The sequence below is a fragment of the Glaciibacter sp. 2TAF33 genome, assembly GCF_052114945.1.
GTDB lineage: Bacteria > Actinomycetota > Actinomycetes > Actinomycetales > Microbacteriaceae > Cryobacterium.
On record NZ_JBFRFS010000010.1, the window covers coordinates 32,184 to 54,507 of the forward strand.

At 68.2% G+C, this 22,324-nt stretch carries 20 protein-coding genes and 1 tRNA gene; 18 read left to right on the forward strand and 3 right to left on the reverse strand.

The window, feature by feature from the left end; translation table 11 throughout:
- Positions 1–19: 19 nt before the first annotated feature.
- On the reverse strand, positions 20–2,572 hold the full coding sequence (locus AB4Y94_RS11810; RefSeq protein ID WP_441728020.1) for a transglycosylase domain-containing protein: 2,553 nt from the start codon (positions 2,570–2,572) through the stop codon (positions 20–22).
- Positions 2,573–2,622: 50 nt separating this feature from the next.
- On the opposite strand from AB4Y94_RS11810, the gene AB4Y94_RS11815 reads away from it, so the two are divergent.
- Positions 2,623–2,796 carry a hypothetical protein gene (locus tag AB4Y94_RS11815; RefSeq protein WP_441728021.1) on the forward strand — a complete coding sequence of 58 codons (174 nt, stop codon included), beginning with the start codon at positions 2,623–2,625 and terminating at the stop codon, positions 2,794–2,796.
- A gap of 2 nt (positions 2,797–2,798) precedes the next feature.
- Positions 2,799–3,269, forward strand: coding sequence for a RidA family protein (locus AB4Y94_RS11820; RefSeq protein WP_441728022.1), 471 nt, complete (start codon positions 2,799–2,801; stop codon positions 3,267–3,269).
- A gap of 128 nt (positions 3,270–3,397) precedes the next feature.
- On the opposite strand, the gene acs is transcribed toward AB4Y94_RS11820, so the two are convergent.
- Positions 3,398–5,344: an acetate--CoA ligase gene (gene acs / locus AB4Y94_RS11825; protein WP_441728023.1), complete on the reverse strand. Its 1,947-nt coding sequence runs from the start codon at positions 5,342–5,344 to the stop codon at positions 3,398–3,400.
- A 571-nt stretch (positions 5,345–5,915) separates the two neighbouring features.
- On the opposite strand from acs, the gene AB4Y94_RS11830 reads away from it, so the two are divergent.
- The 5 genes from AB4Y94_RS11830 to AB4Y94_RS11850 all read left to right on the forward strand — a co-directional run bounded on the left by AB4Y94_RS11830 (position 5,916) and on the right by AB4Y94_RS11850 (position 9,281).
- On the forward strand, positions 5,916–7,067 hold the full coding sequence (locus AB4Y94_RS11830; protein ID WP_441728024.1) for a TadA family conjugal transfer-associated ATPase: 1,152 nt from the start codon (positions 5,916–5,918) through the stop codon (positions 7,065–7,067).
- Entirely contained in the window at positions 7,064–8,125 is a 1,062-nt protein-coding gene (locus AB4Y94_RS11835; protein WP_441728025.1) for a type II secretion system F family protein, read from the forward strand. Before AB4Y94_RS11830 ends, AB4Y94_RS11835 begins: the two co-directional genes overlap by 4 nt.
- A 151-nt stretch (positions 8,126–8,276) precedes the next feature.
- Complete coding sequence (locus tag AB4Y94_RS11840) at positions 8,277–8,543, forward strand: DUF4244 domain-containing protein (RefSeq protein ID WP_441728026.1); 267 nt, start codon at positions 8,277–8,279, stop codon at positions 8,541–8,543.
- Positions 8,524–8,940, forward strand: a complete 417-nt coding sequence (locus AB4Y94_RS11845; RefSeq protein WP_441728027.1) for a TadE family type IV pilus minor pilin — start codon at positions 8,524–8,526, stop codon at positions 8,938–8,940. The genes AB4Y94_RS11840 and AB4Y94_RS11845 overlap by 20 nt, the downstream gene beginning before the upstream one ends.
- Positions 8,916–9,281, forward strand: coding sequence for an Rv3654c family TadE-like protein (locus AB4Y94_RS11850; protein ID WP_441728028.1), 366 nt, complete (start codon positions 8,916–8,918; stop codon positions 9,279–9,281). Before AB4Y94_RS11845 ends, AB4Y94_RS11850 begins: the two co-directional genes overlap by 25 nt.
- A gap of 62 nt (positions 9,282–9,343) precedes the next feature.
- Here AB4Y94_RS11850 and AB4Y94_RS11855 read toward each other — a convergent pair whose 3' ends face one another.
- Positions 9,344–9,580, reverse strand: a complete 237-nt coding sequence (locus tag AB4Y94_RS11855) for a hypothetical protein (RefSeq protein ID WP_441728029.1) — start codon at positions 9,578–9,580, stop codon at positions 9,344–9,346.
- 223 nt (positions 9,581–9,803) lie between these two features.
- Between AB4Y94_RS11855 and topA the strand changes: the two genes are divergently transcribed.
- From topA to AB4Y94_RS11910, 11 genes are all read left to right on the forward strand, one after another.
- Positions 9,804–12,785 (forward strand): type I DNA topoisomerase, encoded by a 2,982-nt coding sequence (gene topA, locus AB4Y94_RS11860; protein WP_441728030.1) that lies wholly within the window; start codon positions 9,804–9,806, stop codon positions 12,783–12,785.
- Positions 12,782–13,411: a dTMP kinase gene (gene tmk, locus AB4Y94_RS11865; protein ID WP_441728031.1), complete on the forward strand. Its 630-nt coding sequence runs from the start codon at positions 12,782–12,784 to the stop codon at positions 13,409–13,411. The genes topA and tmk overlap by 4 nt, the downstream gene beginning before the upstream one ends.
- A gap of 297 nt (positions 13,412–13,708) precedes the next feature.
- A complete protein-coding gene (locus tag AB4Y94_RS11870) occupies positions 13,709–14,908 on the forward strand; it encodes a DNA polymerase III subunit delta' (RefSeq protein WP_441728032.1) in 1,200 nt (399 codons plus the stop codon).
- A gap of 74 nt (positions 14,909–14,982) precedes the next feature.
- Entirely contained in the window at positions 14,983–16,491 is a 1,509-nt protein-coding gene (locus AB4Y94_RS11875) for an alpha/beta hydrolase (RefSeq protein WP_441728171.1), read from the forward strand.
- Positions 16,492–16,565: 74 nt separating this feature from the next.
- The gene (locus AB4Y94_RS11880) at positions 16,566–17,201 is read left to right on the forward strand and encodes a TetR family transcriptional regulator (RefSeq protein WP_441728033.1); all 636 of its coding nucleotides are present in this window, start codon (positions 16,566–16,568) and stop codon (positions 17,199–17,201) included.
- Positions 17,202–17,251: 50 nt separating this feature from the next.
- Positions 17,252–17,324, forward strand: a tRNA-Thr gene (locus AB4Y94_RS11885).
- A gap of 212 nt (positions 17,325–17,536) precedes the next feature.
- On the forward strand, positions 17,537–18,244 hold the full coding sequence (locus AB4Y94_RS11890) for a DUF998 domain-containing protein (protein WP_441728034.1): 708 nt from the start codon (positions 17,537–17,539) through the stop codon (positions 18,242–18,244).
- 2 nt (positions 18,245–18,246) lie between these two features.
- A complete protein-coding gene (locus AB4Y94_RS11895; RefSeq protein WP_441728035.1) occupies positions 18,247–19,230 on the forward strand; it encodes a Gfo/Idh/MocA family protein in 984 nt (327 codons plus the stop codon).
- Positions 19,231–19,420: 190 nt separating this feature from the next.
- Entirely contained in the window at positions 19,421–20,836 is a 1,416-nt protein-coding gene (gene dacB / locus AB4Y94_RS11900) for a D-alanyl-D-alanine carboxypeptidase/D-alanyl-D-alanine endopeptidase (RefSeq protein WP_441728036.1), read from the forward strand.
- Positions 20,837–20,913: 77 nt separating this feature from the next.
- Positions 20,914–21,513: an isochorismatase family protein gene (locus AB4Y94_RS11905; RefSeq protein ID WP_441728037.1), complete on the forward strand. Its 600-nt coding sequence runs from the start codon at positions 20,914–20,916 to the stop codon at positions 21,511–21,513.
- Between the two features lie 79 nt (positions 21,514–21,592).
- Positions 21,593–22,324 carry an alpha/beta fold hydrolase gene (locus AB4Y94_RS11910; RefSeq protein WP_441728038.1) on the forward strand — a complete coding sequence of 244 codons (732 nt, stop codon included), beginning with the start codon at positions 21,593–21,595 and terminating at the stop codon, positions 22,322–22,324.

Here is a 22,324-nt window from a genome sequence, read left to right on the forward strand (position 1 = left end):
AGCGGGTTCACTCCTCTGCTCAACCGCCGCCGCCGAGCTTGCCGACGACGAGGGTCACGGTGCTGCCGGGTTTCGCCGCAGTGCCGGCGGCTGGCTCGCTCGCGATGACCTTTCCGTTCTGCGCGGGGTCGGTCACTGCCTGGTCGCGCTTCTCGACGGCGAAGCCGTTGAGGGCGGTCTTGGCGGCGTTCTCGTCCTGGCCGACGACGTTCGGGAGCAGGACCATCGACCCGTTACTCGAGTACACGGTGATCGTCGATCCCTTCCCGGTGCTGCTGCCGGCGGCCGGGTCGGTGTTCGCGACTGTTCCGGCGGGCATCTCCGAATCGGTGGCGCCGCCGTCTGCGAAGACGAAACCGGCCGACTCCACCGCGGACTGCGCCTCAGCCATCGACTTGCCGCGCAGGTCGGGAACGGGGACCTGGGTGCCGCGGATCACGTTGGTGGACGCCTCGGTGAAGTCGTCCCCGCCATACTTGGCGTTCGCCACCGACATCACGTCCGGCCACATCCGGTGACGTGCTGTCGCGGCGGATCCGCTGTCGAAACGGTAGTTGCGCTGGTTGGTTCCTGCCGAGCCGTCGCCGCGCAGGCTGACGACGCCGGCGACCGTGGCGACCTTGGTGCTCGCGCCGCTCATCCAGGTGTCCACGTTTCCGTCGGTGGTTCCGGTCTTGCCGATCATCGGCACCCGCGGTGAGGTCGCTCCGTATGACTGCGTCGCGCTGCCCTGGGTCAGCACCCGCTTCATCGCGTAGACCATTCCGGCGGCCGCGGCGGGATCGACGGACTGCTTGCACGCCGACTTCGGAACCGGCTGCTCGGTTCCGTCCGGGCCCACGATCTTGTCGATCGCGATGGCCGAGCAGGTGTTGCCGTTGTTGGCGATCCCCGCAAAGGCGACGGCCATGGTCAGCGGGGCGATCTCGTTGGTCCCGAGCACGGAGCTGGCGCCCTGCTGCAGGGGATCACCATCGGCGCGGTGCACGCCGAAGCTCTCGGCGGTCTTGCGGATGCCGCACAGGTCGAGCTTCTTGGCCATGCCGATGAAGCCCGTGTTGATGGAGTTGATCGTCGATTCCAGGGCGCTGTAGTTCGCGCCGGATTCGTTGGAGTCGTTCTTCGGGTTCCAGCCGGGGTAGGTCTGCGGGCCGTCGCAGCTGTCCTGGAAGGTGCCCCAGTTCGCCTTACGCCGCGAATCGACACGCTCGTTGAGCGAGTGTCCTTCCTTCAACCACTCGGCCAGGGTGAACACCTTGTACGTCGACCCGGGCTGGAATCCGCTCGAGCCGCCGTAGTTGATGTCGGTGTTGTAGTTGATGGCGCTGAAGTTCGCGCCGCTGTCGAGCGTCGCCTGGTCCTGGCTGTAGTCCTTGTTCTGGGTCATCGCCAGTACCCGGCCGGTGCCGACCTGCACGCTGCTGATGACGCTGCCCATCGGCCAACCGTCGGCGACCTTCGGAACGTTCTCGTTCATGGTGGCCACGGCTGCGTTCTGCAGGTCGAGGTCGAGCGTCGTGTAGACGTCGTAACCGCCGCGCTTGAAGTTCGTCAGGCGGGTGTCCTCATCCGCTCCGAAGACCGGGTCGTTCTGCAGGATCTTGGTCACGTAGTCGCAGAAGTAGGCATTGGCGCCGGCCGTCTGGCATCCGGTGCTGGGTTCCTGGATCACCGGCTCGATCGGCGTCGCGATCGCCGCATCGTGCTCTTCCTGCGTGATCTTCTTGTACTTGAGCATCTCGCCAAGGATGTAGTCGCGTCGTTCCTTGTTCGCGGCGTATCCGTTCGCTGCACCGTTGGCTTCGCTCTCCGGCCGGTCGAGCTGGAACTTGTACGGGTTGTTCACGATCGCGACCAGGCTCGCCGCCTGCGGCAGGGTCAGTGCCGCCGCCGTGGTGCTGTAGTAGTAGTTCGCCGCGGCCTCGATGCCGTAGACGGTGCCACCGAAGCCGGTGATGTTCAGGTACTGGCGGAGAATGTCGTCTTTGGAGTACTTCTTCTCCACGCCGATGGCGAAGCGCATCTCCTTGAGCTTGCGGTCTGGGCTGGTCTCGGTCGCCGCCTCATAACAGGTCTTCTGCTTCTTGAGGTCGTTCATCACCTCGCACTTTTGCACCAGCACGTTCTTCACATACTGCTGGGTGATCGAGGAGCCACCGCGGGTGTTGCCGCTGGCCACGGTCTGCACCGCGCCTTTGATGGTGCCCTGCAGGTCGACGCCGCCGTGCTCGTAAAAGCGGGGGTCCTCACCGGCGACAGCAGCGTCCTTGACGAACTGGCTGATGCCGTCCCAGCCGACTTCGACCCGGTTCTGGTCATAGAACGACGCCAGCAGAACTGGCGTCCCGTCGCTCTGGGTGGCGTAGATATTGCTTTTCTGCGACAACTGGTCGATGGCCAGGTAGTCCGGCAGGTTCTCGAAGACGTTGATCGTGTTGGTCGCCGCCATGCCGGAAAGCGCGAGGGCGGGGGTGACGGCAGCGGTAACGAGAACACCGGCGACGGCGCTCATGCCGATGAAGCCCAGAAGGCCACCGACAACGCCCTTCGCCGTACGATTTTTGGCAGACATAGAATTGAGGCTAAGGGATAAAGCTGAAAAACCACCTGAATGGGAGCCACATGCCGGCCTGGGAATACCTCACGACGCCGTTGATGATTCACAACACGGCCGCGATTCTGAACAACTGGGGCGCTGAAGGCTGGGAACTCGTGCAGGTCGTCACGGGCCCGGAGGGCGGCCTGGTGGCCTACCTCAAGCGCCCGGCTGCCGGCTCAGGGACTGAGGGAGCGTAACCATGTCGATGATCGACGCACGCCTGGCCGAGCTGGGCATCGAGCTACCGGATGTCGTTCCCCCGGTTGCCGTGTACGTTCCGGCGATCGTGTCGGGCAACCTCGTCTTCACCTCCGGCCAGCTGCCGATGGTGTCCGGCCAGCTGCCGGCCACCGGCAAGGTCGGTGAGGGCGAGGGCCTGGTGTCGGCCGAGGACGCCCGTGCCCTCGCCCGCCAGTCGGCGCTCAACGGCCTCGCGGCCGTCAAATCGATGATCGGGTCGCTGGACCGGGTGACGCAGGTTGTCAAGGTCACCGGATTCGTCGCATCCGCCCCGTCGTTCACGGGGCAGCCCGGCGTGATCAACGGAGCGTCCGAGGTGCTCGGCGAGATCTTCGGTGACCGTGGCATCCACGCGCGCTCCGCGGTCGGAGTCGCGGTGTTGCCGCTGGACTCGCCCGTCGAGGTGGAGCTCGTCGTCACCTTCGCCTGACCCCCCTTGCCCGCTCGCGCGCTCGCGCCTGCGCCTGCGCCTGCCCGCTCGCGCTGAGGATTCTTCCACGCGCGGAGGGCAGGCCCTCAGCGTGTGGTCATTTCCTCAGCGCGAGCGGGATGGACGGGTCAGCGCATCGTCTCCGTGATGACCTGCATGATCGTGGCGTCCGCGAGCGTGGTGGTGTCGCCGATCTCGCGGCCCTCGGCCAGGTCGCGCAGCAGCCGCCGCATGATCTTGCCGGAGCGGGTTTTCGGCAGTTCGCTCACCACGAAGATCTGCCGCGGCCGGGCGATGGCGCCGATCTGCTGCGCAACGTGCGCCCGCAGGATCTCCGCGACGTCCTCGTGCGAGGCGGCATCCGCTTGGCTGGCCTTGATGATCACGAACGCCACCACGGCCTGGCCGGTCGTCTCGTCGGATGCGCCGACCACGGCCGCTTCAGCGGTCAGCGGATGCGCCACCAGGGACGACTCGATCTCCGCCGTCGAGAGACGGTGGCCGGAGACGTTCATGACATCGTCGACCCGGCCGAGGAGCCAGATGTCGCCGTCATCGTCGAGGCGTGCGCCGTCGCCGGCGAAATACTTGTCGCCGAACTTGTCCCAATAGGTTTCCTTGAACCGCTCCGGGTCGCCCCAGATGCCGCGCAACATCGACGGCCACGGCTCGGTGACCACGAGCAGGCCGCCGTTTCCGGCTCCGACATGATTGCCGTCGTCATCGACCACGTCGACGTTGATGCCGGGAATCGGCACCTGCGCCGAACCCGGCTTGGTAGCGGTCAGCCCGGCCAGGGCGGACACCATGATCGCGCCGGTCTCGGTCTGCCACCAGGTGTCGACCACGGGGGTGACGTTGCCGCCGATGACCTCCCGGTACCACATCCAGGCCTCAGGGTTGATCGGTTCGCCCACCGACCCGAGCACGCGGAGGCTCGACAGGTCGAACTGCTGCGGGATCTTGCGGCCGAGCTTCATGAAGGTGCGGATCGCCGTCGGGGCCGTGTAGAGGATCGATACCTTGTACTTCTCGATCAGTTCCCACCAGCGGCCGGGGTGCGGCGTGTCCGGGGTGCCCTCGTACAGCACCTGGGTGGCGCCGTTGGCGAGCGGCCCGTAGACCACGTAGCTGTGGCCGGTGACCCAGCCGACGTCGGCGGTGCACCAGTAGACATCCGTCTCGGCCTTGAAGTCGAAGACGTTCTTGTGGGTGAACGCGCACTGGGTGAGGTACCCGCCGCTGGTGTGCAGGATGCCCTTGGGCTTGCCGGTGGTGCCGGAGGTGTACAGGATGAACAGCGGATTCTCAGCCGGGAAGCTCTGCGCCTCGTGCTCGGCGTCGACGGATGCGAGTTCGTCGTGCCACCACAGGTCACGGTCGTTCCACTCGACGTCTTCGCCGGTGCGCTTGACCACCAGGACGTCGGTGACGGAGGAGTCCCCGCTCACGAGGGCGGCGTCGACTGCCGGCTTGAGCGAGGTGGGCTTGCCCTTGCGGTAGCCGCCGTCGCAGGTGATGACGAGCTTCGCGTTCGCGTCGTCGATGCGGGCGCGCAGGCTCTCGGCGCTGAAACCACCGAACACGACCGAGTGCACCGCGCCGACGCGCGCGACGGCGAGCATCGCGACCACGGCCTCCGGGATCATCGGGAGGTAGATCGCCACGCGGTCACCGGTCTTCACGCCGAGCTTCAGCAGCACGTTGGCGGCCCGCTTGACCTCGGCGGTCAGCTCGGCGTAGGTGATCGCCCGGGAGTCGCCTCGTTCGCCTTCGAAGTGGATGGCGACCCGGTCGCCGTTGCCGGCTTCGACGTGGCGGTCGAGGCAGTTGTAGGCGACGTTGAGCTGGCCGTCGTCGAACCACTTCGCGAACGGCGGGTTGGACCAGTCCAGTGTCCGCGTGAACGGTGTGTCCCAGTGCAGCAGGTCGCGAGCCTGGTCCGCCCAGAATGCGAGCCGGTCGGTGGCCGCGTCCGTGTAGAGCTGTGGGGTGGCCACGGCCTGGTCGGCGAACTCCGGGGTGGGTGGGAATCGACGCGACTCGTCGAGCAGGTGGTCAATCTGAACGGTCATGGGTGGTGTGTCGCTCCTTTGCGAAGTGCTGTTTGGCTGTGACGGTGCGGTGCGTTCTGGCCGTGGCTGCGGTGTTCGCTGTGACCCGGTCAGAGCGGTGCGCGACTCCTCACGGTGTTCGCGCTCCCCTGCAGCACCTTACTCCCGTCGGCCGACCCGCTCGGCGCGGCACTGTCACAGCTGTCGCTGGTGCCCGTCCAGGCCGCCGTTTCACGCGATTTTCGCCGTCTCGGCGCGCGCTCGTCTCGCCTCCCGGGCGAGACCGATGGGGGTCACGAATCGAGTTTCTGTGAGTGCCCCCAATATTGACGGCATGGGGCTTTGTAAAACCCCCGCTGCCGCGTATGCTGGGGATCGTCTGAACGAGAGTTCATGACCTGTGACGCGCATGGTTCCCCCCAATCAGCGCGGCACCGAGGCGGTACCTGTTCCCCCCAATAGGTACCGCCCCCTTCTTTTTAACGCGCCCCCGGCGGTGGCGCGTTTTCCACAGGCCGCGGGGGCGCCGGATTGTGCACCGATTGGTAGCGGATGCGCTCAGCGGCATCACCGCGCGGCGTACCTTCGTCGCATGTACCAGCCGTATGTGGCAGTCCCGTCGTACGAATCGACAGAACAACGCCCGGCGCCGTCCTGGTTCGACCCGGACCGCCCGGTCGGGGTAACTCGCGCAGGCGCAGGCGCAGGCGCAGGTGCCAGAGCTGACGCATCCGTCGCAGTCCGATCCGACGGCCCGCGCCCTGCCTGGCCGGCGCCCGTTGTCGTGAACGGGGGCACCGCGACCCGTGACGTGTCGGCCCTCGGACCGCTGGCGGGCTTCGCCGCCGAGCCGAACGTCACCGACCTGTTCATCAACGGTGATGCCGGGCTGTGGGTCGACGCCGGCGCCGGTCCACAGTTCCGTCCCGACTGGAGGCGGGATGAGGCCGCGCTCCGAGAACTCGCGGTGCGCTTGATCGCGCTCGGCGGCCGGCACATCGACGAGGCAAGTCCGTGCGTCGACGTGCGGTTGGCCGATGGCATCCGTGTGCACGCGGTGCTGCCGCCGGTGTCGAGTACCGGCACCCTGCTCTCGATCCGGTTGCCGCGTGCCGACCGGCTCAGTTTGTCGACGCTCGTCGACGCCGGACTGTGCGGTTCGGGGGAGCCGGCGCTCCGGTTGGCCGGGCGACTCCGTGCGGCGATCGACGCGCGGGAGAATTTCCTCATCACCGGCGCCGCCGGCAGCGGAAAGACCACGCTGCTCTCGGCGCTGCTCGGGGAGGCCGCGCCGGACGAGCGGATCGTGGCGATCGAGGACGTCGCAGAACTCCGAATCAACCACCCGCACGTCGTGGCTCTCGAATCGAGGCAGGCGAACCTCGAAGGTGCCGGGCGGATCGGTTTGGAGGCCCTGGTCCGCGAAGCACTGCGGATGCGCCCCGACCGGCTGGTCCTCGGCGAATGCCGCGGCGCCGAGATCCGTGAGCTGCTGGCCGCTCTGAACACCGGGCACGACGGCGGGGCGGGCACGCTCCACGCCAACTCGCTGCGCGACGTTCCGGCGCGGCTCGAGGCGCTCGGCGCCCTGGCCGGGATGAACCAGGACGCGATCGCTCGCCAGACCGTCAGCGCCATCAACGTCGTGGTGCACCTGGAGCGCACCGACAACGTGAGGCGGATCGCCCAGTTCGGGCGGTTCACCCTCGACACCCACGGCCGCCTGGCCGTTGAGGCGGCATGAGGCACCGCGCCGGAACAACCGCGCCCGGAGGTCGACGGTCGAGCCGGCGGCGCCGGACGGCCAGGGAGCCGCCGATCGAGGAGGTCGCGGCCGTCGCGCAACGGCTGGCGGTGCTGCTCTCAGCGGGGGTGTCACCGGTGTCGGCCTGGACCTACCTCGTGCCCGAGCTCGCGGACGACGTGCCCGAGCGCCCCGGCGAGTCCGCCGCAGCCGGCTACCCGGGCGAGCATGCCGCCGCCCCGGCCGAGTCGTCGACCGTGACCGTGATTCGAGCGGCCGCGTCGGCCGGCTCGCTCGGTGACAGCATTGCGGACGCCGTCGCGCGGGAGGCCGCTCGGTTCGACGGCCAGGTATGCCGCGCCTGGCTCGGCCTGGCCGCGGCCTGGCGCGTGGCCACCGGCGCGGGAGCGCCACTGGCGGAGTCCCTCCGCACGTTGGCGGCCTCCTTCCGCGACCTCGGTCAGCTCGAGCGCGACCTGCACGTCGCCCTCGCCGGCCCCGCGGCCACGGCCCGTCTGGTGATGGGGCTGCCGGTGATCGGCATCGTGTTCGGCGGCCTGATGGGTTTCAACACGCTGCAGACCTTGTTCGCGACCGTTCCCGGGCTGGTATGCCTCGCCGGCGGCGTCACGCTGATGCTCGCGGGACAACGCTGGAACCAGCGGCTGATCCGGGCTGCCCGGCTGACGGATGCCGCTCCCGGTCTGGAACTGGACCTCACGGCAATCGGCATGGCCGGCGGCGGCTCAATTGACCGAGCCCGCAGCCTGGTCGACGACACGGCGGAGCGGTATGGGCTGGACCGATCCAATTCCGAACGGTTGATCCGCCCCGTGCTCACGCTGTCGACGAGGGCAGGTGTGCCCGCGGCGGAACTGCTGCGCAGCGAAGCCGAGCAGGTGCGGCGCGCCACCCGGAGCGAGGGGCAGCGCCGCGCCGCCACACTTTCGGTCACACTCATGATCCCGCTCGCGGTCTGCGTGCTGCCCGCCTTCATGCTGCTCGGAGTGGTCCCGCTCCTGATCAGTGTGCTCTCCTCCACAGTTGCCACGTTGTGAAAGTTCTGCACTGATCACACCGTTGCCGCGCAGTGGGCGCGCCGAATCGACAAGGCTGGCCGTGCTCGTGCCGTCCGTTCGGGTTACCCCAATCCCATCACCACTAGTGCGCCACCCCATCACCTCACCGGCGCGGAAAGCGAGAAATCCCATGACGAATCAAGCCCCGGTGCGAGCAACGGAGCGGGCAGGTGCCACCCTGAGGGCCACTGTCACCGGCCCCGTGATGGCGGGACGAACGGCGACCCGCCGCCTGTTGTCGCGACTCGCGGACGACGAGGGGGCGGCCACGGCGGAGTACGTCGTTGCGACCATGGCGGCGGTGGGATTCGCTGGCCTGCTCATCATCATCCTCCGCGGTGACGAGGTCCGCGGGATCCTCACCGAACTGGTCCGCAATGCGCTCACGGTGGGCTAGGCAGCGGTGGGCTAGGCGGCGGTGGGCTGAGCGGCGGTGGGCCGGTCAACAGCCGGCCAGCAGACGGGAAGACGGCAGCGTCACGGCGGAGTTTGCCGTGGTGCTGCCGGCCGTGGTGCTGGTGCTGGGTTGCTGCCTCGGTGCCGTCCAGGTCGTCGGCCAGCAGGTGCGCATGACCAACGCCGCCGCAGACGCCGCCCGCTCCCTCGCCCGCGGGGACGATGCCGCCCGAGCCGGCGGCCCGGTTCGGGTGGCTGTTCCCGGCGCATCGTTCACCTCGGAGCGACGGGGAGAATTCGTCTGCGCCCATCTGGCGGCGCCGAGCACATTCGGCCCGTTCGCCGGACTCGGCCTGACGGTGGAGGCGGAATCGTGCGCGCTGGCCGGGGGACTGTAAGGCTGCTGGACGCTGACCGGGGATCCGGTTCGATCCTCGGCCTGGCGGTCATCGGGGTGACCATGATGCTGACGGCCCTGGTGGTCCCAGCCTGTGCCCTGCTGGCGGTGGGGCAGTCGGTTCACAACGCGGCCGACGCGGCAGCCCTGGCCGCAGCAGACACGGCCTCAGGCGCGATCGGCGGCGTGCCCTGCGAGATGGCGGCAGCGGCAGCGGCCTTGAACGGAGCATCCGTCGGCGAGTGCGTGGTCGACGGACTGATCGCATCCGTCACCGTCGGTCGCACGGTCGCGGGATTCGACATCGTCGCACGGGCCCGGGCCGGACCGCCCGATGGCTGAAACGGCCCACTCGCCCTCCGGGCGTCGCCGCGCGCTGCCAGGTGGCGGGCCGTCGGGGGCTACTATTCGAAGAGGGCCTCAAGGTAGCGGTAGTCGACGGCCGTCGGACGCTCGGAGCCCTCCGCCTCGAATTCGAGGCCGGAGCCTCGAGCGTAGAGGTAACGCTTGCCGGAGTCGGCCGGAATCTCGAGTCGGGGTTGTGGTTCACCGGAATCCAGGAACTGGGTGGTGATCGTCTTTCCTTCGAGAGGGCCGTCCGTCAGCTTGGCGGTATAGGTGTCCGTGGATGCTGTAGCCATGCCTCCATTGTCCTCACCAACCGGAAACTGGCAAGGGTAAACGGCAGCGACACGCGATGAACTCGCCGACGATGTGCGGTGCACTCGCCGTCGAAGGCGCGCACACTTGATTAGGCGGTCACTCCATTCCTATGTGTATGGTGTGCCTTGATCAATCGCGCACGTCCAGGGCTGACAGCGCGCACACAACTTAAGCAGTACACACGCATATAAGAGGAGTCTGGTGCCAGGCACTAAGAAGCTGGTCATCGTTGAGTCGCCGACCAAGATGAAGTCAATCGCCGGATATCTCGGCGACGACTACGAGGTACTGTCCTCGGTCGGGCACATCCGCGACCTCATCGAACCGAAGAACCTGCCGCCGGAGCTGAAAAAGGGCCCGCTGGGGAAGTTCTCCGTGGACGTCGAGAACGGTTTCGAGCCGTACTACGTCGTGTCCGACGCCAAGAAGAAGACCGTCGCCGAGCTGAAGCGCGCGATGAAGAACGCCGACGAACTCCTCCTCGCAACTGATGAGGACCGCGAAGGCGAGGCCATCGCGTGGCACCTGCTGCAGGTCCTGGCCCCCAAGGTCCCGGTTCGCCGCATGGTGTTCCACGAAATCACCAAAGACGCCATCCTGCAGGCCGTCGACAACACCCGCGACCTCGACACCGCCCTGGTCGACGCCCAGGAGACCCGGCGCATCCTCGACCGCCTGTACGGCTACGAGATCTCCCCGGTCCTCTGGCGCAAGGTCGGTCCGGGGCTTTCGGCCGGTCGCGTGCAGTCCGCCGCCACCCGACTCGTCGTCGACCGGGAGCGCGAACGCCTGGCATTCGTCTCCGCCAGCTACTGGGACCTGGTCGCCCAGCTCGCGGCATCCGCTGGCGCCGGCAGCGCCGACGCCACCGCCTTCGAGGCCAAGCTGGTGCGCCTGAACGGTGACCGCATCGCCACCGGCGGCGACTTCGACGACACCGGCGCGCTCAAGCCGAAGGTCACCGCGGCCACGCTGGACGAGGCATCCGCCCTCGCGCTCGCCGAAGCGCTGAAGCAGCCGGACGTCGACCTCACCGTCACCAGGGTCGCCTCCAAGCCGTACCGCCGCAGCCCTGCCGCGCCGTTCACCACCTCGACGCTGCAGCAGGAGGCCGCGCGCAAGCTGCGGTTCACGGCTCGCCAGACGATGAGCGTCGCCCAGTCGCTGTATGAGAACGGGTACATCACCTACATGCGAACCGACTCGCCGTCGCTCTCGCAGCAGGCGATCACCGCGGCCCGCAAGCAGGCCGCCGCGCTGTACGGCCCGGAGACGGTGCCCGACAAGCCGCGCCTCTACAAGGGCAAGAGCAAGAACGCGCAGGAGGCGCACGAGGCGATCCGCCCGTCGGGCGACACCTTCCGCACGCCGGCATCGCTGTCGTCGAGCCTCCGCGGCAACGACTTCAAGCTGTACGACCTGATCTGGAAGCGCACCGTCGCCTCGCAGATGGCCGACGCCACCGGGTCGACGGCATCCGTCACCATCTCGGCCGGCCCGACCGGTACGGCCGCGCACCCCGCGGCATCCGGTGCGATCGCCGAGTTCGCCGCCAGCGGCACCGTGATCACCTTCCGCGGCTTCATGCTCGCCTACGAGGAATCAAGAGACGAAGAGCGCAACGCGCCGACCGACCCCACCGAGTCGAAGCTGCCGCCCCTCACCGAGGGGCAGACCCTCAACCTGCTCGAGGTTGAGGCCAAGGGGCACGAAACCACCCCGGCCGCCCGCTACACCGAGGCGAGCCTGGTGAAGAAGCTCGAGGAGCTCGGCATCGGGCGTCCGTCCACATACGCGTCGATCATCTCGACCATCACCGACCGCGGGTATGTCACCCCGCGCGGCCAGGCCCTCGTGCCCAACTGGATCGCGTTCTCCGTGGTGAGACTGCTCGAAGAGTACTTCGGCGACCTCGTCGAATACGACTTCACTGCAGAGATGGAGAACGACCTCGACCGCATCGCCGACGGCGAAGCGGAGCGGGTCGACTGGCTCAACAGCTTCTACTTCGGCTCCGACAAGCACCGCGGTCTCCGCCAGGTCATCGACAACCTCGGTGAGATCGACGCCCGCGCCGTCAACTCGGTCAAGATCAGCGACGACATCACGCTGCGCATCGGCAAGTACGGCCCCTACCTCGAGGTTGTCGACACGGATGCCGCGGCCGCGGTCGGTCCGGACGGCACGGTCCCGCCGCGTCGCGTCAACATCCCGCCGGACCTGGCGCCGGACGAGCTGACCCCGGCCAAGGCCCGCGAACTTATCGACGCCCCGGTCATCACCGACCGCGTCATCGGAACCAACCCGGAGACCGGCAAGCTCGTCGTCGGCAAGGACGGCCGGTTCGGCCCCTATGTCACCGAGGTTGACCCCGAACCCGAGGTGTCGGCTGACGAGGCCGCCGCCGCGGTGGTCGAGCCTGTCGAGACCGTCGACCCGGCAACCGGCGAGGTCACGACCAAGCCGAAGAAGAAGCCGGTGGCCAAGAAGGCGCCCGCCGGTCCCAAGCCGCGCACGGCATCCATTTTCAAGTCGATGGATCTCGCCACGATCGACCTCGACACCGCGCTGGCGCTGCTCAACCTGCCCCGGGTCGTCGGCCTCGACCCCGAGACCGGCAGCGAGATCACCGCGCAGGGCGGCAAGTTCGGTCCGTATTTGAAGAAAGGCACCGACACCCGGTCGCTCACCAGCGAGGACCAGATCTTCGAGATCGACCTTCCGGGCGCCGTCGAGCTGTTCGCGCAGCCGAAGTACGGTGCCCGTCGCGCCTCCAGCGCGCTGAAGGAATTCGAGGCGCCTGACCCGGAGAGCGGCAAGGCGATCAAGATCAAGGACGGACGTTTCGGCGCCTACGTCACCGACGGCGTGACCAACGCGACGATCCCGAAGGCCGAGATGATCGAGGACATCGATTTCGACCGGGCGGTACAGCTGCTCGCCGACAAGCGTGCCAAGGGGCCGGCCAAGCCGCGCGCCAAGGCGCCCGCGAAGAAGGCGCCGGCCAAGAAGGCACCCGCCAAGAAAGTTGCGGTGAAGAAGGCGCCCGCAAAAAAGGCCACCGCTGCGGCTGCAAAGAAGGTGCCGACCACCAGTCCGGCGCGCTCGGCTGCGGCACTGAAGGCGGCGGCGACCAGGGCGGCCAACAAAGCCGCGGCGGCCGCGGAGGCCCCCGCGTCGTGACCGCCCTGTTCATCACGTTCGAAGGCGGAGACGGCTCCGGCAAGTCCACCCAGGCGAAGCTCCTGACCGACTGGCTCGAGGGGCTCGGCAACACGGTGGTGCGTTCGCGCGAACCCGGCGGAACGGATGTCGGCGTCGAGATCCGCGAGATCGTGCTGCACCACCGTGGCGATATCTCCCCGCGCGCGGAGGCACTGCTGTACGCGGCCGACCGTGCCCAGCACATCGGGACCAAGGTGCGGCCGGCGTTGGCGCGCGGCGAGATTGTGATCCAGGACCGCTACCTCGACTCGTCCGTCGCCTACCAGGGCGCAGGCCGAGTGCTCGGCGCCGGCGAAGTGCGCGATCTCTCCCTCTGGGCGGCGGAGGGACTGCTGCCCGACCTCACGATCCTGCTCGACCTCGATGAGACCGTTGCGCGCGGCCGGCTCGACGCCGACAACAAGCGCTTCGACCGCCTGGAGGCGGAGAAGAACGACTTCCACGGCAGGGTGCGGGAGGCCTTCCTGGAGTTGGCCCTCGCCGAGCCCGACCGTTTCCTCGTGCTCGACGCATCGTTCCCGGTGGAGACGCTGGCCGACAGCATCCGCTCGAAGGTCGCTGAGATTCTCGCGCTCCGGGCCTGACTCGGCGCCCGTCCTCCCTGTCCTCTCCGCATTCTCCGGCCCTGCCCGGCCGCCGGGGCTGTTGCCGCCCTCATCCGCGCCCACACGCGCCCACCTGCTTGCTTTCACCCGCGCCCACCCGCTCCCCTTCACCCGCTCGCGCTGAGGAAGTGACCACGCGCTGAGGGCCTGCCATCCGCGCGTGCAGGAATCCTCAGCGCGAGCGGACGGGCGCGGCCCTATACCCTGGCGCGGGAGCGGATGCCGCGGCTCGCGCATGCGGAGCCGGCTGTCAGCGGCGGACGGTAGCCTTGACCCATGGCAGTGTGGGACGACCTGACGGGACAGGCCGAGGCGATCGCCATCTTCCGTGCCGCCGCAGAGGAACCGCGGGAGTCGGTCGCGACGGCCTCGACGGCCGCGAGCACCGAAACACCTCCACCCACCGCCTCGCACGGCTCGATGACCCACTCCTGGCTGATCACCGGGCCGCCCGGGTCTGGCCGCTCCAACCTCGCGTTCGCCTTCGCGACGGCGCTCATCTCGCCCGGCACCCCCGAGGGCGATGAAGCCACCCGCCGCCAGGTCGAGGCCCGCAGCCATCCCGATCTGGGCGTGTTGACCACCGAGGGGGTCATCATCAAGATCGGCACCGCGCGGGAGATCGTGAAGCGCTCGCACTACTCGCCTTCGGTCGGCCGCTACCGGGTGATCGTCGTCGAGGACGCCGACCGAATGACCGAGGTCACCTCCAACGTGTTGCTCAAAGAACTCGAGGAACCGCCGGAGCGAACCGTGTGGATCCTCTGCGCCCCGAGCGAGGCCGACCTCCTGCCCACCATCCGTTCCCGGGTCCGCACCGTGCGCCTCCGGGTTCCGAGCGTCGATGACGTCGCCGACCTGCTGGTGCGCCGCGACGGGGTTGACCCTCAGGTTGCCGAGCGAGCCGCCCGGCAATCGCAGAGCCACATCGGAATGGCGCACCGCCTCGCCACGAGCGCCGAAGCGCGCACGCGACGGGAGGAGACGCTGGCAACAGCGCTGGGCATCCGCTCGGTCTCCACCGCAGTGAACGCGGCCGCCCGCATGATCTCGCTCGCCGGGGACGATGCCAAGGCCATCACCGAGCTCAAAGACGCCGAGGAGCGCGCCGGAGTGCTGCGCTCGCTCGGTCTCGAGGACGGCCAGGCGATCCCGATGCGCCTGCGCAGCCAGCTCAAAGACATGGAAGACGACCAGAAGCGGCGTGCCAAGCGCAGCCTCAACGACGGCATCGATCGCATCCTGGTCGACCTCACCACGCTCTACCGGGACATCATCATGGTGCAACTGGGGCGCACGGCGTCGGTGATCAACCGCGAGATCCTGGGCGAGTTGGAGTCCGCAGCGGCATCCAGCACACCCGAAGCAACCTTGGCGACAATGGACGCGATCGCGCTCGCTCGGCAGCGGATCGAATCGAACGTCGCCCCGGCGCTGGCCCTCGAGGCCATGCTGGTGTCGGCGATCCGCCGATAGCCCGGACCAGCTCGACCCCCACACCAGGCACGAAAGAGGAATCAGTGACCAGCAGACGCCACGCTCGTGCGCTCATGGTGATGGCGGCCGCGCTCGCCCTCACGTTCGGGTTGAGCGGATGCGTGCCCTGGTTCCTCCCGAAGCCGGCGCCGGCGACGTCCACCCCGACCGGAGAGAAGGTCGACGCCGCACTGGAACCGTTCTACAGCCAGACCCTGGCCTGGAAGGAATGCGGCTCCGGGCTGCAGTGCGCCACCGCCACGGCGCCGATGGACTGGACCGACCCCGCCGCCGGCGACATCAACCTCGCCCTGGTGCGTCACCCGGCGACCGGCAAGCGGCTCGGGTCGTTGCTGGTGAACCCGGGCGGACCCGGCGCATCCGGTTACGACTTCATCAAGGATTCACTCAACTATGCAACGGATGCGAAGCTGCGGACCGGCTACGACATCGTCGGCTTCGACCCGCGCGGAGTGGGACGCTCGTCGGCGGTGAAATGCTACGAGCCGGCCCAGATGGACGAGTACCTCTACGGCCTCCCCGATGCGCAACGCGGGAGCGACGCCTGGATCGCCGAACTCGAGAAGTCAGCCGCCGACTTCGGCGCCGCGTGCCAGGCCAACACCGGGGCCCTGCTCGGCCACGTCGACACCATCAACGCCGCCCGCGACCTCGACCTGCTGAGGGCGGCACTCGGCGACACGACCCTGAACTACCTGGGATACTCCTACGGAACCTTCCTCGGCGCGACCTATGCCAACCTGTATCCGAAGAAGGTCGGGCGCCTCGTGCTCGACGGCGCGGTCGACCCGTCGACCAGCAACTTCGATGTGACCCGCATCCAGGCCGAAGGCTTCGAAAGCGCCCTGCGCGCCTTCCTCACCGACTGCCTCGCGGCCTCGAAATGCCCGTTCACCGGAAGCGTGGACGAGGGTATGGCCACCGTCCGTGCGCTGCTCGACTCCGTTGACGCCAGCCCGATCACCGCAGCGGATGGCCGTCGGCTCGGCTCCAGCGCGCTCCTCACGGCGATCATCTACCCGCTCTACCAGGCGACGGCGTGGAAGTACCTCAGGGATATGTTCGCCAGCGTCATGCAGGGGGACGCCGCCTACGCCTTCCAGTTCGCCGACGCCTACAACGGACGCAACCCAGACGGCAGCTATGCGGACAACTCGTCGGAGGCGTTCACCGCGATCAACTGCGTCGACTACGGCTACAACGACGACCCGGCCTCGATGCGCGCCCAGGCGGCCGAACTGGAGAAGGCCGCGCCGGTGATCGGAAAGTACATGACGTTCGGCGACATCAGTTGCGCCAACTGGCCGTACACGTTCGCAGGGGAGCGCACCGCGCTCCACGCCAGCGGCGCCGACCCCATTCTCGTCGTCGGCACGACGAACGATCCGGCGACGCCGTACGTCTGGGCGCAGAACCTGGCCCGTCAGCTCGACAGCGGCCACCTGGTCACCTACACCGGTGAGGGGCACACGGCATACAACAAGTCGAACTCCTGCGTGAACGACGCGGTCGACAACTACCTGCTGGACGGGACAGTGCCGAAGAACGATCCGAAGTGCTGACGCCCTGACCCAACCACCGACGCACTCGACCGGTTGCCGGTCCGGTCGCGACCGCTCCGTGGAATGATTAGCCTATGTCCCCGACACCTGAAGGACCGGGCCTCCGGGAACGAAAGCGCCTCGCGACGCGGCGGGCCATCCAGCATGCGGTACTGACCCTCTCCCTCGAACGCGGCATCGACAAGGTCACCGTCGACGACATCAGCCGGGTGGCCAACATCTCCCCGCGTACGTTCTTCAACTACTTCCCGTCCAAGGACGCCGCGCTGGTGGGAGACGTCCCCGGCCTCGCCGCATCGGACGAAATCGAGCGGTTCGTCAACGGCGGCCGGGGTGACATCATGGCGGGCCTGGCCGACCTGATGTCCGCGAGCCTCAAGCGCGTCGAGGACGACCGCGAGATCCATCAGCTCCGCCGGGCGGTGCTGAAGGGAAACACGTACTTGTTCGGCATGCGGGTGGCCACCATGCGGGACTTCGAACAGCGCCTGCAGACCGTCATCGAACGACGGTTCCTCGCCGATCATCCCGAGTTGGCGGACGACCAGGCCGCGCTCGCCGACCGTGCGCTGCTCCTCACCCTGGTGGCCGTCGCCGCCACGCGTCATGCCTGGCGCCGGTGGGCGGAGGGCGCAGGGGCGACGCCGCTCTCCGAGCAGGTGCATGCCTCATTCACCGCGGTGTACAACATCACCCGCCAGACCCGGTAAGCTTTGATGCTGTGTCACCGAGATTTCCGCGAGGAAATCCTGTGGAACACGCCGCCTTAGCTCAGTCGGTAGAGCGATTCACTCGTAATGAATAGGTCATCAGTTCGATTCTGATAGGCGGCCCAGTAGAGTGCTGCTCACCCACCGCGACCCTCGCTGCAGGCCTCGCCACAGACCGCGACCCGGCCACCGTGGTTCATGGGGACGGGGACCGGGTCTGTTCGGGTATCCGCAGGATACGCTCCGGCTCGTGCGACACGCCAGAGCTTTGCCGACGAAATCTCATCTTGCACCCTGCGCGGGCGAGCGGCTGGCGCGCGTGAGAGGCTGGGCCGGTGACAGCGGATGCGACCACGCCGGTGACGACGGATGCGACGACCCGGCGGCGCCGGTTCGCGACCGCCGCGATGGTCGGCGTGATCGCCTACGTCGCGGTTGACGTCGTCCTCCAATTCCTGCTCCCGCATTACAGCGCCGTGCGCGACGCCGAGAGCAACCTCGCGGTCGGCCCGTTCGGCTGGATCATGAACCTCAACTTCCTCGGCCGGGCCGCCACGACGGCGTGCGCGATCCTCGCCATCCGGAGGGTCGGCCGTTCGGCGCGACGTCGCACGGTGGGCGTGTCGCTCCTCGCCGCCGGGGGAGCGGCGTCGGCGCTCCTGGCGTTCTTCCCCACCGATGTGGCCCCCGCGGGCGGGGCCGGAGAGGACGGCGTTCCCGTCATCACGCACACCAGCGTCGGCATCGTGCACCTCACCGTTGCAACAGTCGGCTTCGTCGCCGCCCTCGCGGCCGTCCTCGTGCTGACGAGCTGGGTGCTGGCCGTCTGCCCCGGTCGGGCGCCGCACGGCCGCGCTACCCGCCGGGCCGCGATCGGCTTCGCGGCACTGGCTACCGTCGGGCTGGTGGCGTTGGGCCTCAGCTTCACGGTGACGCCCTGGATACTCGGCCTTGCCGAGCGGATCTGCCTGGTCGGGATCCTCGGCTGGACTTTTGTCGTCTGTGCGGGCATCCGTCATCTACCGGACATCGGTAGGCTCTGATCATGACTGATGCACTGCGCTGGGGAGTCCTTGCCACCGGCGGAATCGCCCACGCCTTCGCCAATGACCTGGTGCTCAACGGCTTCACCGTGCAGGCGGTCGGCTCACGATCGCAGCCGTCAGCCGACGCTTTCGCCGCGCAGTTCGGCATCCCCAACGCCCACGCGAGCTATGAAGCCCTCGTCGCCGACCCCGACGTCGACATCATCTACGTGTCCACGCCGCATCCGTTCCACGCCGAAAACGCGGCGCTGGCGCTGAATGGCGGCAAGCACGTCGTGATCGAGAAACCGATCGCGCTGAACGCCCGCGAAGCTCGCGAGATCGTTGATCTCGGGGCGGCGAAGAACCTGCTGGTCCTCGAGGCGATGTGGACCCGTTTCCTGCCGCACATGGTGCGCCTGCGCGAGATCCTCGCGACCGGCGCGCTCGGCGACGTGCACACCCTCATCGCCGACCACACCCAGGACCTCCCGGACGACCCGGCGCACCGCATCAACGCGCTCGAACTCGGCGGCGGCGCGCTGCTCGACCTCGGCATCTACCCGTTGTCGTTCGCATCCGCCCTGTTCGGACGCCCGGAGACCATCCTGGCCGCCGCGTCGTTCAAGGACACCGGAGCGGATGCCCAGGTCGCCACCGTCTTCCGCTACCCCGGCGGGCAGATCGCGTCCACCGTGTCGGCCAGTGACACCCAGGGGCCCAACAGGGCCACGATCCTCGGCACCGAGGGGCGCATCGAGATCGATGCGGTCTGGTACTCGCCGACGACCTTCCGCCACTACGACGCCGCGGGCGACGTCGTCGAGACGTTCACCGCTGAGGTCACCGGCCGCGGCATGCACTTCCAGGCCGCCGAGGCGGAGCAGCTTGTCGCCGCAGGCAAGACCAGCAGCGACATCCTCTCCGGCGAGGAATCGGTGGCCATCATGGAGACCCTCGACGAGATCCGCCGCCAGATCGGCTTGCGCTACCCGGGCGAGTAAGAGGCCCGAGCCGAGCCTCCCAGGCCCGCCGTGTTCTCCCGCGAACCCGCAGTAGTTGGGTTTATGAGAGCGTTTTAGACCCAACAAGTGCGTTTTCGCGGAGCCGGGAGCCTCGATCGACACCCGGCTTCCTCCCACAATGCACCGGTAAAATGCTCGGGTGGAGGAACGGGAAACACGGGAAACAGGGATGAAACGGCGGCGCCGCACGACCGCGATCGTGGCGGCCGGTGTCGTGGCGTTTGCGCTGCTCGGAACCGGAGCGGTGTTCGCGGGAGCAGCCACCGGCACGTCTGACCCGTCCCCGCGGGCGATCGTCGCCGTCTCGCCCACCCCCACGATTACCACACCGCCTCCGCGCCCGGTGCCTGGCGCCGCCACCGCAGCGAGCCGGGTGCGCACGTGCTCCGTCGCCGGGCTGGCCACCGACCCGAGGCTCGCCAACTTCCAGGCCCAGGTGACCAACGCAACCACCGGTGAAGTGCTGTTCGACCGGGGCGGCACCACGCCCTCGCGCACGGCCAGCGTGCTGAAAGTACTCACCTCGGCCGCCGCTCTGAGCGTGCTCGGCCCCGACTACCGCGCCACCACGACCGTCGCCAGGGGCGCGGAGCCGGGGTCCGTCGTACTCGTCGGAGGGGGAGACCTCACCCTGTCCCGGCTGCCCTCCGGCCAGGAATCCGCCTATGCGGGCGCGCCGCACCTGGACACGCTGGCCGCCCAGACCGTCGCCGCCTGGCAGGCTGATCCTGCCACGGCCGGGACGCCGATCAGCAGCCTGGTGCTCGACTCCTCGATGTTCGGCGACCCGGGATGGGAACCGAGCTGGAACCGCAAGGAGCTGCGTGACGGTTACATGCCCGAGATAACCGCACTGCAAGTCGACGGTGACCGGGACAATCCGGCCCGCAGCACATCGGCGCGCAGTGGTGACCCGATCGGGCGGGCCGGCGCCGCCTTCGCCGACGCCTTGGCCGATGCCGGCGCACCCGGTGTCACGGTCACCCGCGGCACCGCTCCGGCCGGCGCGGCCGCCCTGGCATCGGTGCAGTCGCAGCCGGTGTCCACCCTGATCCAGCAAGCCCTCATCGTCTCCGACAATGCGCTCGCGGAGATGCTCGCCCGGCTCACCGCCGTCAAGGCCGGCGCCGGAAACACGTTCGGTGCGCTGCAGAAGGCGACCGTCGACGGCCTGGCGCCGTACGGTATCGACACCGCCGGTATTGTCATCGCCGACGGGTCGGGGCTCAGCGACAACAACGCTGTGCCGCCGTCCTACCTCACCCGGCTGTTCATCAAGATCAACGCCCGTGAAGGCAACCTCGGCGTCATCTACGACGGCTTGCCGGTCGCCGGCAAGACCGGATCACTCTCCTACAGTGACCGGTTCAGCGGCGTCAACGCCGCGGCCGACGGCGCGGTCTTTGCGAAGACCGGATGGATCGACACCGGGTATACGCTGGCCGGCATCATCCACTCGGCCGACGGCACACCGCTCACCTTCGCCATCTACGCTCTCGGCGATGTCAGCGACAACGCCAAGACCGCGCTCGACACCATCACCACCGGTTTCTTCCGCTGCGGGAACAACCTTTCCAACTACTGACTCGCCGAAAGTCATCCGCTCAGGAAGACAGTGATGTGGACACTGACGAAGAGATACTGACGAATGAGGAGTGAAGCATGACCCGGGCACTATTCATCATTGATGTGCAGAACGATTTCACCGAGGGAGGAGCCCTCGGCGTTGAGGGCGGTGCCGCGGTCGCGGCCGGGGTGAGCAGGCTGCTCGCCGAGCATGCCGACTCCTACGGCTACGTCTTCGCATCCCGGGACTGGCACGACATCGACAACGACAACGGCGGCCATTTCGCGCGCGACGCAGCACCGGACTACGTGACCAGCTGGCCGGTGCACTGCGTCGCCGGTACCACCGGGGCCGAATACCATCCGGCGCTGGCGACCGACACGGTCTCCTTCCATATCCGCAAGGGCCAGGGCAAGCCCGCATATTCCATCTTCGAGGGCACCACCGACACCGGCGAGACGGTGGGTGAGCTACTCACCTCGCACGGCGTGACGGATGTCGACATCGTGGGCCTGGCCACAGACCACTGCGTGCGCGCCTCGGCCATGGATGCCCTCGAACACGGCCAGCGCGTGCGCGTGCTGACCGACCTGGTCGCCGGTGTGGCTCGGGACGCGAGTGAAGCAGCCCTCGCCGAACTCGCCCACGCCGGTGCCGAACTCGCCACCTCCGCCGCCGTCACCCCCGCCGCATGATCCCGCGAGTACGCATTTGTTGGGGTTATCCGTGCGTTATAACCCCAACAAGTGCAGGTTCGCGGAGCGGGGCGGGCGAGTGACCGACTTCGCGCGGCGCCTCGACGGGGTGCGGATCGCCTACGACTTCGCGCCAGGCGACCGGCCGACACTGCTGGTGCATGGATTCGCGTCCACAGCGGATGCGACGTGGCGCCGCACCGGCTGGGTTGCCGCGTTGGGCGAGGCCGGCCGCGGCGCGATCACCCCCGACCTCCGCGGCCACGGCCGCAGCGACAAGCCGCACCGCGCCGCAGATTACGCGCCCCGGCAACTGGCCGCCGACCTCGTCGCCGTGCTCGATCAGCTCGAGCTGGACCAGGTCGACGTGATCGGCTATTCGATGGGTTCCCGGGTGGTTGCGGCGCTCAGCCGGCTGGCGCCCGAGCGGATCCGGAAAATTGTGCTCGGCGGTGCCGGCCCCCTCGAACTCTTCGCCACCTGGGACCTGGACGCCGTGCGCCGCTTTGTCATCGACGGCGTCATTCCGGACGACCCGACGATCACCGCGGTCGTGGGTGCCGCGGTCAACGCAGGTGCCGACCGGCTCGCCCTGTTGGCGTGTGTGCAGGGAGTCGCCGGGGCGTCCCTCGACGTCGCTCCCGGCCTTCCGGTGCTCTACGTCGCCGGTGGTGCCGACCCCATCCCGGTCGGCGTCGACCAGGTCGCCCGCGCGCGAGGCGCCGGCTACCTCGAACTCCCCGGCCGCACCCACCTGAATGCGTTGGCGTCGCCCCAGTTCACACCGGCGGCACTCGCCTTTCTGGCCTGA

Coding starts and splice junctions, on each gene's coding strand:
- AB4Y94_RS11830 (WP_441728024.1), top strand. CDS start 5,916: ATGTACCAGCCGTATGTGGCAGTCCCGTCGTACGAATCGACAGAACAA.
- AB4Y94_RS11845 (WP_441728027.1), top strand. CDS start 8,524: ATGCGCTCACGGTGGGCTAGGCAGCGGTGGGCTAGGCGGCGGTGGGCT.
- dacB (WP_441728036.1), top strand. CDS start 19,421: ATGAAACGGCGGCGCCGCACGACCGCGATCGTGGCGGCCGGTGTCGTG.
- AB4Y94_RS11810 (WP_441728020.1), bottom strand. CDS start 2,572: ATGTCTGCCAAAAATCGTACGGCGAAGGGCGTTGTCGGTGGCCTTCTG.
- AB4Y94_RS11815 (WP_441728021.1), top strand. CDS start 2,623: ATGCCGGCCTGGGAATACCTCACGACGCCGTTGATGATTCACAACACG.
- AB4Y94_RS11820 (WP_441728022.1), top strand. CDS start 2,799: ATGTCGATGATCGACGCACGCCTGGCCGAGCTGGGCATCGAGCTACCG.
- acs (WP_441728023.1), bottom strand. CDS start 5,344: ATGACCGTTCAGATTGACCACCTGCTCGACGAGTCGCGTCGATTCCCA.
- AB4Y94_RS11870 (WP_441728032.1), top strand. CDS start 13,709: ATGGCAGTGTGGGACGACCTGACGGGACAGGCCGAGGCGATCGCCATC.
- AB4Y94_RS11840 (WP_441728026.1), top strand. CDS start 8,277: ATGACGAATCAAGCCCCGGTGCGAGCAACGGAGCGGGCAGGTGCCACC.
- AB4Y94_RS11875 (WP_441728171.1), top strand. CDS start 14,983: ATGGTGATGGCGGCCGCGCTCGCCCTCACGTTCGGGTTGAGCGGATGC.
- AB4Y94_RS11855 (WP_441728029.1), bottom strand. CDS start 9,580: ATGGCTACAGCATCCACGGACACCTATACCGCCAAGCTGACGGACGGC.
- AB4Y94_RS11880 (WP_441728033.1), top strand. CDS start 16,566: ATGTCCCCGACACCTGAAGGACCGGGCCTCCGGGAACGAAAGCGCCTC.
- AB4Y94_RS11905 (WP_441728037.1), top strand. CDS start 20,914: ATGACCCGGGCACTATTCATCATTGATGTGCAGAACGATTTCACCGAG.
- AB4Y94_RS11835 (WP_441728025.1), top strand. CDS start 7,064: ATGAGGCACCGCGCCGGAACAACCGCGCCCGGAGGTCGACGGTCGAGC.
- AB4Y94_RS11895 (WP_441728035.1), top strand. CDS start 18,247: ATGACTGATGCACTGCGCTGGGGAGTCCTTGCCACCGGCGGAATCGCC.